Below are 14,775 nucleotides of genomic sequence, written 5' to 3'. Positions count from 1 at the left end.
CTCGTAAACACGCTTAACCGCCTTTCACCACCGACATCATGTCCCACATTGGCGTAAATATGCCTAGCGCTAGGATCAAAACCATTACAGCAACAAACCCTATAAGTATAGGTTCAATCTTCGCCGTTAAACTTTTTAAGTCGAAATCAACTTCACGCTCATAGTAATCGGCACTTTCCTCAAGTAGCGATTCGAGTCTTCCAGTTTCTTCGCCCACGGCTATCATCTGTAGCACAAGCGTAGAGAAAAGCTCACTGTTTTTCGACACTCTTAATAAACTTTCACCTTTCTCAATGCCCTGACGCATTTCTTTAATCTGCATTTGCATATGTGCGTTATCCATTGCATCAGCAGTCAGTGACAGCCCTGCGGTTAGCGGCACGCCAGACTTTAAAATCATTGAAAAACTTCGGCTGTATCGCGATAACAATGATCGCTCAATAATACTGCCCACAACAGGCAACTTTAGTTTAAATCTGTCCCATTTAAGTCGTCCATTAGTCGAATTAACGTATTGTTTCGTTGCGAAAATTCCGCCGGCAATCAAGAAAAGTAAGAGCCACCAATAGTTCACGAAAAAGTTTGACGTCCCGATCAATACGCGAGTCATAAGCGGCAGTTCTGAGTTGAATCGCTCGAACATTTGTGAAAACACAGGAATGACAAAAAGGTTTAAGATAAACAACGCAATAACCAATGCGATCATCACAAATGATGGATAACGCAAGGCTGACTTAAGGCGTTTTCGCGTTTCCTGCTCTCGTTCAAAATAAATGGCCAGCTGTAAAAACACGTCATCGAGCTTACCGGTATTTTCACCCACAACGACAACCGAAATAGTTAAGCGGGTAAATATGCTTTCGTATTTTGTCATCGCCGAAGACAGGCTTCTCCCTTGCTCCAACTGCTCCACAATGTCTTTGAGAACAGCTTGGAAACGTTTGTGGGAAGCGTTCTCGCTGAGGCCTTTTATGGCGCGTATTATTGGTATGCCGGCTTTTAAGAGCGAGTACATTTGGCGCGAAAAAATGATCATCTCATCTAGACCAATTTTTTCTTCAAACAGGTTGCTTATGTGGAGGTTGTTCGCGCTTGCGCTGCTCGTCTCTGCTTTTGTTTTCGTGATACTAAGCGGCACAATGTTTCGAGACAGCAATATCTGAGCCGCAGCATTCTCAGAGGCAGCCTCAATAGTGCCATTTAATGTTCCGCTTGAAGATTTACCCGCATACTTAAACTGTGGCATCAGTGATTCACAACCTCAGGAACAAACTCTGACACTTTGAACACTTCATCTAATGATGTTTTACCTTGAGCGGCATACTCAAGTGCCATATGAGAAAGCGGGACAAAATCTTTGTTCGCCTTTGTAGCGTCAACAAAGCCTTGGGTGTCGTTGTCACGAAGCGCGTTCATCATATCTTCGTTCATCTCTAAAAACTCAAACACACCTATTCGACCTTTATAGCCTGTGTGATTGCAGCTATTGCACCCTCGTCCTTTACAAAAGGTCGCATTGTTAAGTGCTGGATTCAAAAAATTAACCCAGGCATTTTCTTGTGCACTCGGCGCTTTTGGCTCCTTACAATTTTCACAAATCCGTCTGACTAATCGCTGTGCAAGCACTCCCCTTAGAGAAGTCGCGACCAAATAAGGCGCAGCCCCCATATCAATTAGACGAATTGCACTTGTTACAGAATCATTGGTATGCAAAGTACTTAAAACTAAGTGACCCGTAAGCGCGCCTCGCAACCCTATCTCTACGGTTTCTTGATCACGCATCTCGCCCACCATAATGATGTCAGGGTCTTGGCGCAGTGTGGTTCTGAGAATAGCAGCAAAGTCGAGGCCAATCTTTGAATTTACCTGCACCTGATTGATTCTGGGCAATCGGTATTCAATAGGGTCTTCTGCCGTGATGATTTTCAAGTCGGGCTTATTCAGCTCACTCAAAGCACCATAAAGCGTTGTGGTTTTCCCTGAACCCGTAGGACCCGTTACAAGGATCATACCGTGAGGACGATTAATCGCTGCGCGAAACTTTTCTGCCATGGCATCCGGCATGCCTGTTTGCTCAAGAGTAAGCAAACCTGCTGACTGATCAAGCAGTCGCATTACCACCGCTTCGCCATTGGCAACTGGCATAGTAGACACACGAACATCAAGCGTATGCCCTTTAACCTTAATATTAAACCGCCCATCCTGCGGGATCCGCTTTTCAGAAATATCTAAGCCAGACATCAACTTCAAACGCAATACTAGCGCAGCGGCTATTTTCACTTGATTTAACGTATTTTCTTGCAACACGCCGTCTACACGTTGACGTATGCGCAAGATTTTTTCATCAGGCTCAATATGAATATCAGAGGCTCTGACCTGCACAGCATCCTCAAAGATAGAGTGCAATAGCTTAACAACAGTAGCATCAGAGGTAGTATCATCAAGCGCTGACAATTCAAATTCAGCCTCGTCAGCGTACTCCTCGTCTAATTTCTCAGCGAAAGACGCGATATCTTGAGTACGACGATAAACGGCATCAAACGCCTCAAGAATTTGATTCTCTTGAACAATTGCAAGTTCAATCGTGCGCGGTGCTACAAGCGGCCCAAGCTGGTCGAGACCTCCTAAGTCAGTAGGGTCACTCATTCCTAGCAAGACTTCATTTTCATCGGCTTCTAGTACGATTGCTCTATAGCGCCGTGCGTAAGTTTCAGGGATTATTTGTGCTTGTTCAGCATTAATTTGCCGCTGTGCAATGTCTAAAAACGGAATATTTAGCTGCTGCGCTAAAAATCGTAATAATTGGGGCTCGCTAATAAAACCCAGTGCAATAAGCGTGTCACCTAGCTTTCTCCCCGAACTCCTTTGGTCGGTTAAAGCATGGTCAAGCTGTTCACTTGAGATAATATTTTCGTGAACGAGTAAGTCGCCTAGGCGCATTTTAAGACGAGGACGCATTAACGTTGCTCCTGTAATGCCGTTAAGCGCTCACTTGCGTATTGCGCTGATGAAGAAGAAAGGCCACCTTTATTAAGTGCTTCTGTATAAGCTAACGAAGCCCTTGCCGAATCATTCAAGGCGTCGTAATTCACACCAAGTGCTAACCACCATTTTCCATTTTCCGGTTGAAGTTTCGTCATTGCTAGAAATGCAGAGACAGCTTGTTTCGGTCTATTAGTAGCCTGTGCACTGGTACCTTTAATGATGAGGTAATCGGCGCGGGATTCATCTATTGCCTGGTCATTTAATTCGTCGGGCATTATCGCGATAACGTCGCTCAAACGCCCTTCGGCAACCAAAATTTTGGCCATAAGCTCACGCCATTCTAGATTATTTGGTTCAATTGCCATGCCCTCAGCGAGTAATCTGAGCGCCTGCTGAGAATTACTCTGCCCAAAGTAAAGTGCAGCGAGTTGTCGCCTCGCTTCGCTATTGTCTTTATTGGTGGCAAGCGCTAGCGCAAAGTTTTCCCGCGCAGCATCTATCATTCCAAATCTGTATGCCTCAATTCCTGCATCAAGGTGAACGTTGCTCTGCTGAAGCGCTGACATAGGTTTTATATTTGCACTACTGCGCTGGTTCACCATCGCAGCACTATCTTCACCCTTTACCTCTAACGCCTGTTTTTCTCTTACCAAGGTGTCAGGGCTAACCTTTTGAGTTACAACACTTTCTTCGCGACTTTGCTGTGACGATAAAATTGAACTTGGCTGACTGTCTACAGAGACTTCTTTTGGTCGCGCTTTATCTACTTGCTTAAAGGCTTGTTCGTCATCTTCAACAGTTGCTGCGCTATCAACGGCATTAAAAACCTGCGCTACTACCGGTTCTACACTCTGCCTGCTGGCCAAATCATCGCTTGATAAGGGCGTTGCAATCATCCCTTCAAATTCAACCTCATCTGTAGCCTCTGACGACGCTTTCGACGCAATGTTTATCGTCGCGGGGGGAACTGGCTGGCTACGCGCATCGTTAACCTTTGCTTCATTGTCAACCTGGTTGGTTCGCAAAAACACAACCACAACAAGAACCACGACAATCGTTAAAACGACGACGAAAAGCGATTTCATCGATAAAAAATTCGATTTAATTTGAACCGTCGGCGCGAGCCCGAAATCTTCACTTTGGTTACGCTTATCAAGTGATTTCAACGTATCATTTAAAATGCTCACGCTACATTCCCTACGTAGAAATTAAGAGCGATAAACACACCTAGTAATGTCATAGACATGACTACAACGCGTTGACGTGGCACAAGTAAACGTCTGCAGTCCTCAGTGTCTAGGGCAGCACTTATTGCATGGGACCACTTTGCGACCTCTTTGCCTTGACCGTACGCACGCAACAAAACTTTGTGGCAAACAACATTCACTAATCGGGGTGTGCCACGCGTAACAAGCGCAATAAAACCTCTCAGCCCTTTGGGTATTAACCTCCTATCACCACCTGCTGTCTCTATACGATGACCAATGTAATAGTCCACCTCGGCACACGACATAGCACGAAGTTCGTAAGAAAACGTAATGCGCTGCCGAATCTGACGTACACGAGCGTTACCCAAGTTTTTATCTAACTCGGGTTGACCGAATAGCACGATTTGTAGCAGCTTACTTTGTTCGGTCTCTAGGTTACTGAACAACCGAAGCATCTCTAAAGCATCCCAATTTAACGACTGCGCTTCATCAATTATGAGCACCGCCTGCTTGCCCTCTTTTTTAAGTGACAATAGCTTATTTTCAATAACGCTGTGTACATTGCCATTCTCAGCTTCACCGCTTATGTTAAGGCCTAATTCATTTGCAAATGCGACTTTTAATTCGTCTGGTGACAAATAAGGATTAGGTAGATAACAGGCAACAAATTTATCCGACAAATGGTTTATTAGCTTTCTGCAAAGCAGCGTTTTACCAGTACCAACTTCACCCGTAATTTTGATAAAGCCTTCGGACATGCTCAGCGCAGACAGTATCACTTTTAACGCTTCGTTATGAGGCGCTAACGCACAAAAAAACGCGGTATTTGGCGTTAGCGAAAACGGCATTGTTTCGAAGTGAAAAAAGTGCTTGTACATCGTTAGTTTCTATACCATTTATCAAGCAAAGACTGTGTACGCTCTCGTTGCTGCTCCCAAGAATCAGGCTGAACAACAGATGGTCGGAGTAAAATGACCAACTCTCGCTTGCTCTGCGTTTTAGCAACGTTTTTGAACAAATTTCCAACTACAGGAATATCCCCTAGCAGTGGCGTTTTGGACTCCTTATCACTGGTCACCGTTTCCATTAAACCGCCAATAACCACTATTTCTCCATCTCTCGCCCTTATAACCGTGTCTGACTCACGAATGTTGCTCTGGGCAAGAGGTAACTGAATTTGCTGATCGCCGACTTGTATAACTTTAGTTTGCTCGGCAGTTTCTGTTACAGAGGGATGTACGTGCAAAATTACCGAGCCATTCCGATCTATTTGCGGCGTAACGTCCAGTGCGATACCAGAGAAGAACGGCGTCAGTTCAATGTCATTTTCATTTTCTGTGCTCGTTGTGCTTTGATCTTCACTGGTAGATACATCGGTAACAAAATATTCGTCTTGGCCGACTTTTATTACCGCTTTTTGGTTATTGGTAACGGTGACTCTAGGGTTACTCAGCATCTGCACGTCACCCTGCGTTTGCAGCATGTTTATCACGCCATCAAAATCGCCGCGCGATATTCGCAATGTGGACACCCCACCAATATCGGTTGCTATGCTATTGCCAATTCCATTTACAGCGTTAATTGCTGGGTCGATGCCTGCTGCGGTGTTGGCCGCAAAATTAGACGCCAAACTGCCGCCGCTGAATCCAAAATTCATACTCCCCGTTAGGCCACTCGCAATTCGGTCCCAGCGAACCCCTTGCTGGTAACTATCGTTGAGCGTCACTTCAATAATACGCGCTTCAAGCACTACCTGGCGCTGAAGACTTTCTTGACTCTGGTTTAGAAAGTCTTTCACCACCGCTATCTCACTGGGAAGAGCACGAATAGTGACCAAGCCTGCCTGAGGTGACACCACAACATGTCGACCTTCTGCTGGCGAAACGAGTACTTTGAGCGCTTCTTTCAAGTCTTTCCAAAAATCATTTTCACTGGTGGTTTGTATGTTCGAGCCGTTTAGCTGTTGTATATTGTTGCCGCCGAAGCCATTTTGGCCACCTATACCGTTTTGTACACCAACGCCGTTACCACCAATATTGTTGTTGCCGTTAAAGCCACCGTTGTTCGCATTGCCATTCTGGTCTTGCTCGCTTACGCCGCCCGCTATCACGCTAACGTTAGACACACCAAAGCGTTTTATCATTAAAAAGTTGACGGGTATTGATTCGGTTTTTAACTGGGCCGGCATAACCTGAATAACGCTACCCTCAAGAAATACATCCAAAGGGTACATTCTAGATATAATTTTCAGCACATCCTCTAGCGCCACTTGCTTCAGCGTAAGGCTAATCTTCCCGGATACAGCTGGATGAACGGCAACGCTATATGGCGTCTCGTCTACGAGTGCATCGAAGAAAGGGCGAACATCAACATCACTGGCGGCTATATCAAAATTTTTTGTTGTCTCAACGTCTGCAAGCGGCGCATATCGGCCTACTTCGGCAAGCAGCTCTTGCTCCAGCTGCGGTGGCATTGCCGGTTTCGGCTTTGGCGAATGCGGCTGTTGTTGTAACTCATCGCGAATATGGGGCTGCACTTCTTTACCAACGCCATAGGTTTGGCATCCCGTGCTTACAAAAGCCAGTGTAACGATAAACCCTGATGTAACTAGTCTATTTTTTAATTTCATATGCATACATTCTTAGTATCTTTTGCTGTCGACCATCGGAGAGAACAACATCTTTGGGATTAATTTTTACTAGCGTGAAGTCACCAATAACTTCACCTTCGCGATAAGATTTTCCTGATATAATCGCACTGTAACCATTTGAGCGTTTAAACACCGATTGTAACGCTAATACTTCACGCTCCTCTTGCTGTGACTTTTGGCTTGTGTAAGCATTTACCGCCGGCTTAGTCGGGTCCATTGTGGCAACGCTTGTTCGAGCAAAGCATGTGAGTAACACAAAAACTGTTATAAAAATAAGCCTCATGATTTAATCCTAAAGCGCGATGAAAGTTTGATTATTACTCACCGTGGCCAATTCAAGTGTAAGTTGCGACTGTGGATATGCTTCAACGGTATAATCAAACCGCGTTACCCCTACTTTTTCTGGCGATGACTGCAAACGTGCAAGGTAAGCGCGCAAGTCAAAGAAACTTCCTTGAAGTATTACCCGCATATTATGTCGATAAACAGTGGCCCTTTTTTCATCCTCATCACCGAATGAAATGGTTTCAGATGGCTCGACATAGAAATTGACGATTTTGATATCATTTTCTTGACCTAGAAGCGTCACAAGAAGCTCAGGCATTTTGTCAGCTGCAACAAAACTGTCTTGCACTAGTGAAAGTTGTTGATCGATTGCCAATAATTCTTTTCGCGCAACATCAAGCTCTGCTTGTTTTCGCGCTGAATAGTCCTGGCGAAGCGCCTCCTGTAACGCTTGCTGCTGTATAGCAACTGACTGTAATTCATTTTCAAGCCTCGCAAGCGTTTTCTCTGACACGGCTATTTTTTCTAAAGCAGGCGAAATACCAAACCAGTAGAACAAATAAACAATAAGCCCAAAACTTCCCCACATTATTAAGTGCTTTTCTCTGCTTTGTAACGCCGTAAACTTATCGGAAAGCAATTGATATCTATTCATCTCTCTTTCCCTCGAAATTGCTGGATATAACAAATGCTTTTACATCTTCACGCTCATCAATTTCTTCAAATGTGACGGTTGAAAAACTTTTCCCCTTAAAAAACGGCGATTGCTGTAACCCTTTAAGCCACATCGGAATTGAGGCCGGTTCAAGCGTCTCGCCTTGTAGCCTAACGCTCTGGGTGTCGATGGTTATCTGCGTTAACCACAAGTTTACGTCGTGATAGCGAGCTAAATCGTCCATGACCATGCCAAACTCGGTCGCGTCAAATGACAGCTCTCCTTCCTCAAGATAAGCGACTAAATCTTTTCTATTCTTTATCTTGGTGTTTACTGACTCGAGCTCTGTCTGTAATTGTTTGATATCGCGCTTTTCATCTAATGCTTTACTCAACAACGCAATATCATTTTTTACAGATTCAACACTGGCTCTTTGCTGCGCGCTTTCAGACGCTTTATTTTTTTCAAAAAATTGAAGCATCAGCACGGCAAACAGCATGACCACGAAAACACTCCCGTTTATCAGCAGCACCATTGATAGTGGAAGTTTCTCTTTCTGAGGCTTGAGTGATTCATGAAAAAGGTTAACGGTGGTTTTCATTTAGCGTCATCCATGGCGGAAATCGCACTTGCGAGCGCAAAATAACTATTTGAGCTCACTACTTCTGCAAAAGGCAGCATTGGTTGAAATGCTTTCATCGCCGCTGGTTGAAAAGGTTTCAACCGCTCTATCACTGGCTCGCAGTCAAATTGTGTCGTGAATAAAATTTCTTTTAATGGCGGCTGTTTTAGTTGTGACTCATAAAAATCCATTGATCTTTGTATTTCAAGGCCTAAGGTGTCACTGAGTTGAGACACATCAGTTGATGTTGAGCTCTTTTGTACCAAGCCTCTTAATCTTCTTGCTAGCCATAGGGCCCCAGAGCGAACGATGGCTAAAAAAGGGTCACATCCCGGCTCTTGAATTATAAGCAGGCGCGCATAGTCATCTTTTGGCGCAAACGTCACCGCCATCACCTCTTTGGTATGTATATGAGTAAGCGTTGTTTGTTTGCTGCGGCTTATGGGTTTAGTTATAGCAAAAAGTGGCGCCTTTTCAGCCGCAAAAACGTCTATTTTCGATTTTCCAGCACGGCTCTTTACTGGGTTATCTATATAGTCGGCAATCATATTGCCTGAATCGTAAGGTACGAGATCGCCGAGCGTCCATGGCAATGCTGTTGCTATATCTTCTTCAGGTAGTTCGGGTTTATCTACCTGCACCATATGATACATGTCATGGGGTAAAACAATGGATACTTGAGCTTTCGTTCGAGAAAAAGGTTCAAGACTTTGAATAATCTGCTCTGCAAGCGGTATTCTGTCGTTTCGCGGTTCACTAGAAAACGCATTCAGCAAAGTATCGCCATCGCTCTTCTCAAGCGCCACTATGTGTAGTTCAGAACTGCTTACAGATATCCCGACAGTCAACAACGGGGTAGTTCTCCGGGATGCAAATAAGCTCAATGGCATATGTCTACTTCGTTAATTAATCGCAGTACAATCTTATAAAAGACAATACCTGAAAGTGTCAAACAGATACATGACGCTCATGAAAAAATAGACTAATTATTTAAATAGAACAAATAGATGCATAAAATTTTATTAATGTTAATTAAGTTTTAACTCCGATACCGAACCGGTATTCGGGAAGTAATCGAAATACGCCCCGCTGCGCAAACTGAAGCGGCACCAGTGAATATTGGCACCCTTTTGTTCTTCTGTATAAAATCTCGCGTAGATTTTAAATTCCTCAACATTCAACGGTGCAGCGACAAGAGAAGACCAGATTTTCTCACAGCCACGGTCTGACTTTTCTCCCGTTGGCCATCCGTTTTTATTTATTGAAACGGGCGTTCTTGCTGTTTCAGTTCCTTCGTCGTTGTAGTGGACCAACATGATCATTGGCGTGGCATTGCTTACCCGCCATTGCCAATGTGAAGACGTTACATGCCTTTCGAACAATGTTGCTAAACGTTTAAATGCATCAGTTGCCGTGTTGGGCTCTGCGGTATGTAACCGAGTCATTGCGAATACAAGCGCAACCGCAAAAGTTAAAGCGGTAAGTGCCTTGAACACATTTGACATTGAAGATGTTGGTTTACTTGTTTTTTTCATATCATCTGTCACCCATCTAAATTCCGAGTAAAGTGCGTAAAACTATGGATGTCCAATATTAGGTTATCGCCATTTATGCAAATATATGAAGGGAATGATATAAAAATTTAGCGTTCTCAGCGCTTGATGATGTTTGGTGGGCGAGTTTTAGCTTAAATGAAGGCGTTCAAACCGTAAAATCGCTCTACACGCCTTGAAATCGAACTCGAAGGGAAGTTTTAAGGCGTAAAAGGCATAGTATTACTACCTTTTACGCCCTGTAACGCTAGGCCGAAGCGAGAAGGTTTTGCTCACCTTCTGCATCGGCTAATCGCTGCTGTACATAATCACCCAGCACTGCCTGCTGGCTCTCAGTCAAGCGTAAGCCATGCTTTGTTCGACGCCAAAGAATATCTTCTGCCGTCATTGCCCATTCATAGTCAATGAGATAATCGATTTCGGCTTTATATAAGTTTGCTCCAAAGTCTTTCCCCATTGAAGCCAGTGTTGAATCATTCTTCAGGAATTTGTAGCAAAGTAGACCATATTGCCTCGCATATCGTTGACAAACCTGTTCGCTCAGCCATGGAAAGTCACTTATTAGTTTATCGACTAACTGTGCTTGGCTTTCAAAAGCTCCGCCAGGCAAAGGTACTTCTCTTGTCCATGCTTTTCTTGCTTTTGGAAAACACGCCACTAATTTATCAACCGCATGTTCAGCCAACTTTCTATATGTCGTAATTTTTCCACCGAATATATTCAATAGCGCAGGCTCACCGGAGGCCCCATTCAGTTCAACTTTATAGTCTCTAGTCAGTTCCTGCGCTGACGCGTTTTTCTCTTCTAAAAGCGGTCGCACACCACTATAGCTATGTACAATATCACTTTTTGTGATTTTTGATTTGAAATACCGATTCACCACATCAATGAGATACTCTGTCTCTTCGTTCGATATTGCAGCGTCAATCGGATTACCTTTAAAATCTTCGTCGGTTGTGCCTACAAGCGAAAAGTCGCCCTCGTAAGGAATAACGAAAACAATGCGACCATCTTTATTTTGCAATATGTACGCTTCGTCTGAGGTGTACAGTTTAGGCACAATAAAGTGGCTTCCTTTTACCATTCGCATCGCATTCGGATTCTCCACATTTACTAGCCGATCAAGAAAAGAAACTGCCCAAGGCCCAGCTGCATTGACAATAGATCTCGCTCTTATTGTAAACGTTTTCCCTTTATGCGTGCGTAATGTTACTTTCCAGTATTGCTCCTCTTTTTCGGCACTTATGCATTCTGTTCTGGTGTAAATTTCAGCACCTTGCTCTTGTGCAGCAAGCGCATTAAGCACAACAAGACGTGCGTCATCTACCCAACCATCAGAGTACTCAAAACACGTTGTTATATTATCTACAAGGGGGCTATCAATACCTGTAGAGAGCTTTCTTGAACGAGGAAGCATGTTCCGTTTTGCGAGCGAGTCGTAAAGAAATAAGCCTATACGGATCATCCATGCCGGTCGAAGATGTTTTTGGTGTGGCAATCTAAAGCGTAAAGGCCACATGATGTGCGGCGCTTTGCGTAGCAAAACTTCCCGCTCAGCCAGTGCTTCTTTCACAAGACGAAATTCATAATGTTCTAGGTAACGAAGCCCACCATGAATAAGCTTGCTGCTAGATGACGACGTAGCACCGGCTAGATCTCCTTTTTCGCACAATGCTACCGAAAGTCCACGTCCTGCTGCATCTAACGCTACTCCAACGCCATTAACGCCACCGCCTACAACTAAAACGTCGACTATTTTTTCAGATTCATTGCTGTGACTCATTGCTTTTGCCCCTACTACGCTTCACATTACTCTGGTTAGATTGTTGACTATTTGACAACCAAAAAGAAAACATGTCAACACAAAACGAACATTTACGAACATTAAAGAAAATTACGCAATCATGCTGTTTATTGTTCATTCCGTAGTAAGTAGGATACTTGGCAGTGCATAATGCGTGTTCAGTTATCTATGCATTCTGGCTTTATATAAACTTCGTGATACCTGAGTTCAGTTTTTATATAAAGCACGCAAAAGTAAGGAAGGCCAGACTACGAACACTAGACTTTGGAGTGCTCACAGGGTGTATGTTGGCAACTAGAGTGTGTTGAGCTTTGCTGTATGAGTTTTGTTGAAAGAATGCGATTTTGATCGAGGCACACCGAATATGGTTTAGTAACCTTGAAAAATGAACTCGAGCAAAGTTTGACTCTCACTATGCTTTCACAAAAGTAATGTTATTTTCTTTAATAATTTTGCTTATGCTAGCAGGTGGCGTTTTATCACAAACTAAGCAATCAACTTGTGAAATATGACCTTGTTCGACCATAGCTCGACGTTCGAATTTGCTGTAATCAGCGGCGAGAATAACATGTTGAGTATGTTCTAAAATGGCTTGTGAAACTTTAACTTCCCTAAAGTCAAAATCAAGCAACGCGCCGTCTGAGCTAATACCACTGATTCCGATAATGCCATAGTCCATGCGAAATTGACTGATAAAATCGCAGGTTGCTTCACCAATGATACCACCGTCGCGGTAACGTACTTCACCGGCAGCGATAATGACGGAGAAGTCTTCTTTAGCCGACAAAATAGTAGCTACGTGAATGTTGTTCGTAACAACGTGCAAGTTTTTATGGTTAAGCAGCTTTGTAGCAATAAGTTCAGTGGTAGTGCCTATGTTGATAAATAAAGAAGCACCATCGGGGATCATAGCCGCTACGGCTTCTGCAATTTTCTCTTTTACTTCACTATTTTGTGTTTTACGCTCTTGGTAAGGTGTGTTTTCCCAGCTTCGGTTCAAACCCGCGCCGCCGTGGTAGCGACTGACTACACCATTTTCTGCCAGCTGATTTAAGTCTCTTCGAATTGTTTGAGGCGTAACGTCACATGCACTAACCAAATCATCAATAGACATAAAACCGTGCTGCTTTATTAGCCCAACAATTTTTTCGTGTCTTTGTGTTTGGTTCATCATTCATCCTCAAAAAAAACAAAATTCAATCAATTATACGTGCTTAAAGACGAAGTTCCCACGATAAAACGAAAAACAAATGTTCGTTTTCGAAAATATGCCGTTGTTAAACATCTGTAAATGATGCAAACTCTATGAAAATTATCTTTAGGAGTGACCTTATGGGACAACATATTCTTGCCATTGACCAAGGCACAACAAGCTCTCGCAGCATTATTTTCTCTCCGAAAGGCAGTATTGAAGCCATCGCTCAACAGGAGTTTTCGCAAAAATATCCTAAGGATGGCTGGGTAGAACATGATCCAGAGGAAATTTGGGAAAGTGTTGTCACTACCCTGAAGGAAGTTTTTAAAAAATGTAATTTAGCGCCGTCTGATATTGCGTCTGTTGGTATAACGAACCAACGCGAGACAACATTGGTTTGGAACAAAAGCACAGGTAAGCCCGTATACCCCGCGATTGTCTGGCAAGACAGGCGCACTGCACAACTTTGCCGTGAGTTAAGCGAAGATGAGGGGTTTGTCTCTTATATTACAGACACCACAGGGCTGTTGCTCGACCCCTATTTCTCCGCCACTAAAGTTGCGTGGATTTTAGATAATGTAGAGGGTGCGCGCCAACAAGCAGCGAACGGTGACTTACTTTTCGGTACGGTAGATACCTTTCTTATATGGCGCCTAACTGGCGGCACTTCTCATAGAACAGACGCAACCAATGCATCTCGAACCATGCTATTTGACATACACAATCAGTGCTGGGACGCCAAACTACTTGAAAAATTCAATATCCCAGCTGCAATGCTGCCAGAAGTTATGGACTGTGCCGCAGACTTCGGTGTAATTAAAGAAGACATCATCGGAAAAGCTATTCCTATACAAGGTGTTGCTGGAGATCAACAAGCTGCGTTAGTTGGTCAAGCTTGTTTCGAAAAAGGCATGGCTAAAAGTACTTACGGTACCGGTTGCTTTATGATCCTTAATACTGGCGACGCACCGCTTCAATCGAAAAACCGATTACTTACAACGGTCGGTTATCGACTAGACGGAAAAACTACTTATGCTCTCGAAGGCAGTATATTTATGGCTGGCGCGACCGTTCAGTGGCTTCGCGACGGTCTCAAACTAATTGACGATGCCGCAGAGTCAGAAGCCTTGGCGCAACGCGCACGGCGAGATAACGGCGTATTTTTAGTACCCGCATTTACAGGCCTTGGTGCACCTTATTGGGACCCAGATGCTCGCGGCGCCATTTTAGGCCTAACCCGAGATACCGGGATCAGTGAAATAGTCGCGGCGGGGCTACAATCCGTTTGCTATCAAACTAAGGACCTTCAAAAAGCGATGGAAAGCGACGGAGCACGCCCCACTACCATTCGTGTAGATGGAGGTATGTCTCGCAACGACTGGGTGATGGGATTTTTGTCAGACATTTTAGGCGCTGAGGTAGAACGCCCTGAAATTACTGAGACTACTGCGCTTGGTGCTGCATTTCTCGCCGGATTACAAGCAGGTGTTTTCTCTTCAATCGATGATCTTACGCAATGCTGGACGAGTGATAGCGTTTTCACACCGAGATTATCAAAACAAGAGCGCGACAAAGCATACGATAGCTGGAAAGAAGCGGTCGAGCGCATCCGTTGCAGTTAAAAACTGCTTAAATATCTGATTGTTAAAAAAGTGCGGTAATAACCCGCACTTTTTTTATACCAAAAAATTTTTTTATAACATTGTAATTACATTGTCATTTTGTGCTAGTATTGGATCTAAGGTAAACGTTTCACCTTTTACCTTAAATAATAAATGTTATACTTTTCATATAGTTACAAATAATAAGCAAGAAAAT

At 43.8% G+C, this 14,775-nt stretch carries 13 protein-coding genes; 1 reads left to right on the top strand and 12 read right to left on the bottom strand.

Going from position 1 to position 14,775, the window contains the following annotated elements; translation table 11 throughout:
• Positions 1–13: 13 nt before the first annotated feature.
• From BK026_RS15860 to BK026_RS15805, 12 genes are all read right to left on the bottom strand, one after another.
• Positions 14–1,246 (bottom strand): type II secretion system F family protein, encoded by a 1,233-nt coding sequence (locus tag BK026_RS15860; RefSeq protein ID WP_071816717.1) that lies wholly within the window; start codon positions 1,244–1,246, stop codon positions 14–16.
• The gene (locus BK026_RS15855; protein ID WP_071816716.1) at positions 1,246–2,958 is read right to left on the bottom strand and encodes a GspE/PulE family protein; all 1,713 of its coding nucleotides are present in this window, start codon (positions 2,956–2,958) and stop codon (positions 1,246–1,248) included. Before BK026_RS15855 ends, BK026_RS15860 begins: the two co-directional genes overlap by 1 nt.
• Entirely contained in the window at positions 2,958–4,172 is a 1,215-nt protein-coding gene (locus BK026_RS15850) for a lipopolysaccharide assembly protein LapB (RefSeq protein ID WP_071816715.1), read from the bottom strand. Before BK026_RS15850 ends, BK026_RS15855 begins: the two co-directional genes overlap by 1 nt.
• Positions 4,169–5,071 carry an ExeA family protein gene (locus BK026_RS15845; RefSeq protein WP_071816714.1) on the bottom strand — a complete coding sequence of 301 codons (903 nt, stop codon included), beginning with the start codon at positions 5,069–5,071 and terminating at the stop codon, positions 4,169–4,171. The genes BK026_RS15850 and BK026_RS15845 overlap by 4 nt, the downstream gene beginning before the upstream one ends.
• A gap of 2 nt (positions 5,072–5,073) precedes the next feature.
• Positions 5,074–6,822: a pilus (MSHA type) biogenesis protein MshL gene (mshL, locus tag BK026_RS15840; RefSeq protein WP_071816713.1), complete on the bottom strand. Its 1,749-nt coding sequence runs from the start codon at positions 6,820–6,822 to the stop codon at positions 5,074–5,076.
• Positions 6,806–7,126, bottom strand: a complete 321-nt coding sequence (locus BK026_RS15835; protein WP_143142135.1) for an agglutinin biogenesis protein MshK — start codon at positions 7,124–7,126, stop codon at positions 6,806–6,808. Before BK026_RS15835 ends, mshL begins: the two co-directional genes overlap by 17 nt.
• A 9-nt stretch (positions 7,127–7,135) precedes the next feature.
• On the bottom strand, positions 7,136–7,783 hold the full coding sequence (gene gspM, locus BK026_RS15830; protein ID WP_071816711.1) for a type II secretion system protein GspM: 648 nt from the start codon (positions 7,781–7,783) through the stop codon (positions 7,136–7,138).
• Complete coding sequence (locus BK026_RS15825; protein ID WP_071816710.1) at positions 7,776–8,384, bottom strand: PilN domain-containing protein; 609 nt, start codon at positions 8,382–8,384, stop codon at positions 7,776–7,778. Before BK026_RS15825 ends, gspM begins: the two co-directional genes overlap by 8 nt.
• A complete protein-coding gene (locus tag BK026_RS15820) occupies positions 8,381–9,253 on the bottom strand; it encodes an agglutinin biogenesis protein MshI (protein WP_256253860.1) in 873 nt (290 codons plus the stop codon). Before BK026_RS15820 ends, BK026_RS15825 begins: the two co-directional genes overlap by 4 nt.
• 180 nt (positions 9,254–9,433) lie before the next feature.
• Positions 9,434–9,940: a hypothetical protein gene (locus BK026_RS15815; protein WP_071817715.1), complete on the bottom strand. Its 507-nt coding sequence runs from the start codon at positions 9,938–9,940 to the stop codon at positions 9,434–9,436.
• Positions 9,941–10,205: 265 nt separating this feature from the next.
• A complete protein-coding gene (glpD, locus tag BK026_RS15810) occupies positions 10,206–11,741 on the bottom strand; it encodes a glycerol-3-phosphate dehydrogenase (protein ID WP_071816708.1) in 1,536 nt (511 codons plus the stop codon).
• Between the two features lie 433 nt (positions 11,742–12,174).
• Complete coding sequence (locus BK026_RS15805; RefSeq protein WP_071816707.1) at positions 12,175–12,933, bottom strand: DeoR/GlpR family transcriptional regulator; 759 nt, start codon at positions 12,931–12,933, stop codon at positions 12,175–12,177.
• 161 nt (positions 12,934–13,094) lie between these two features.
• On the opposite strand from BK026_RS15805, the gene glpK reads away from it, so the two are divergent.
• Complete coding sequence (gene glpK, locus BK026_RS15800; RefSeq protein ID WP_071816706.1) at positions 13,095–14,579, top strand: glycerol kinase GlpK; 1,485 nt, start codon at positions 13,095–13,097, stop codon at positions 14,577–14,579.
• Positions 14,580–14,775: the final 196 nt, after the last annotated feature.

Source organism: Alteromonas sp. V450 (genome assembly GCF_001885075.1).
In the GTDB taxonomy this organism is placed as follows: Bacteria; Pseudomonadota; Gammaproteobacteria; order Enterobacterales; family Alteromonadaceae; genus Alteromonas.
The sequence above is the reverse complement of the archived record's forward strand: the minus strand, read 5'-3'. Positions and strand labels throughout refer to the sequence as shown.

Coding starts and splice junctions, on each gene's coding strand:
- BK026_RS15860 (WP_071816717.1), bottom strand. CDS start 1,246: ATGCCACAGTTTAAGTATGCGGGTAAATCTTCAAGCGGAACATTAAAT.
- BK026_RS15855 (WP_071816716.1), bottom strand. CDS start 2,958: ATGCGTCCTCGTCTTAAAATGCGCCTAGGCGACTTACTCGTTCACGAA.
- BK026_RS15845 (WP_071816714.1), bottom strand. CDS start 5,071: ATGTACAAGCACTTTTTTCACTTCGAAACAATGCCGTTTTCGCTAACG.
- mshL (WP_071816713.1), bottom strand. CDS start 6,822: ATGAAATTAAAAAATAGACTAGTTACATCAGGGTTTATCGTTACACTG.
- BK026_RS15835 (WP_143142135.1), bottom strand. CDS start 7,126: ATGAGGCTTATTTTTATAACAGTTTTTGTGTTACTCACATGCTTTGCT.
- gspM (WP_071816711.1), bottom strand. CDS start 7,783: ATGAATAGATATCAATTGCTTTCCGATAAGTTTACGGCGTTACAAAGC.
- BK026_RS15825 (WP_071816710.1), bottom strand. CDS start 8,384: ATGAAAACCACCGTTAACCTTTTTCATGAATCACTCAAGCCTCAGAAA.
- BK026_RS15815 (WP_071817715.1), bottom strand. CDS start 9,940: ATGAAAAAAACAAGTAAACCAACATCTTCAATGTCAAATGTGTTCAAG.
- glpD (WP_071816708.1), bottom strand. CDS start 11,741: ATGAGTCACAGCAATGAATCTGAAAAAATAGTCGACGTTTTAGTTGTA.
- BK026_RS15805 (WP_071816707.1), bottom strand. CDS start 12,933: ATGAACCAAACACAAAGACACGAAAAAATTGTTGGGCTAATAAAGCAG.
- glpK (WP_071816706.1), top strand. CDS start 13,095: ATGGGACAACATATTCTTGCCATTGACCAAGGCACAACAAGCTCTCGC.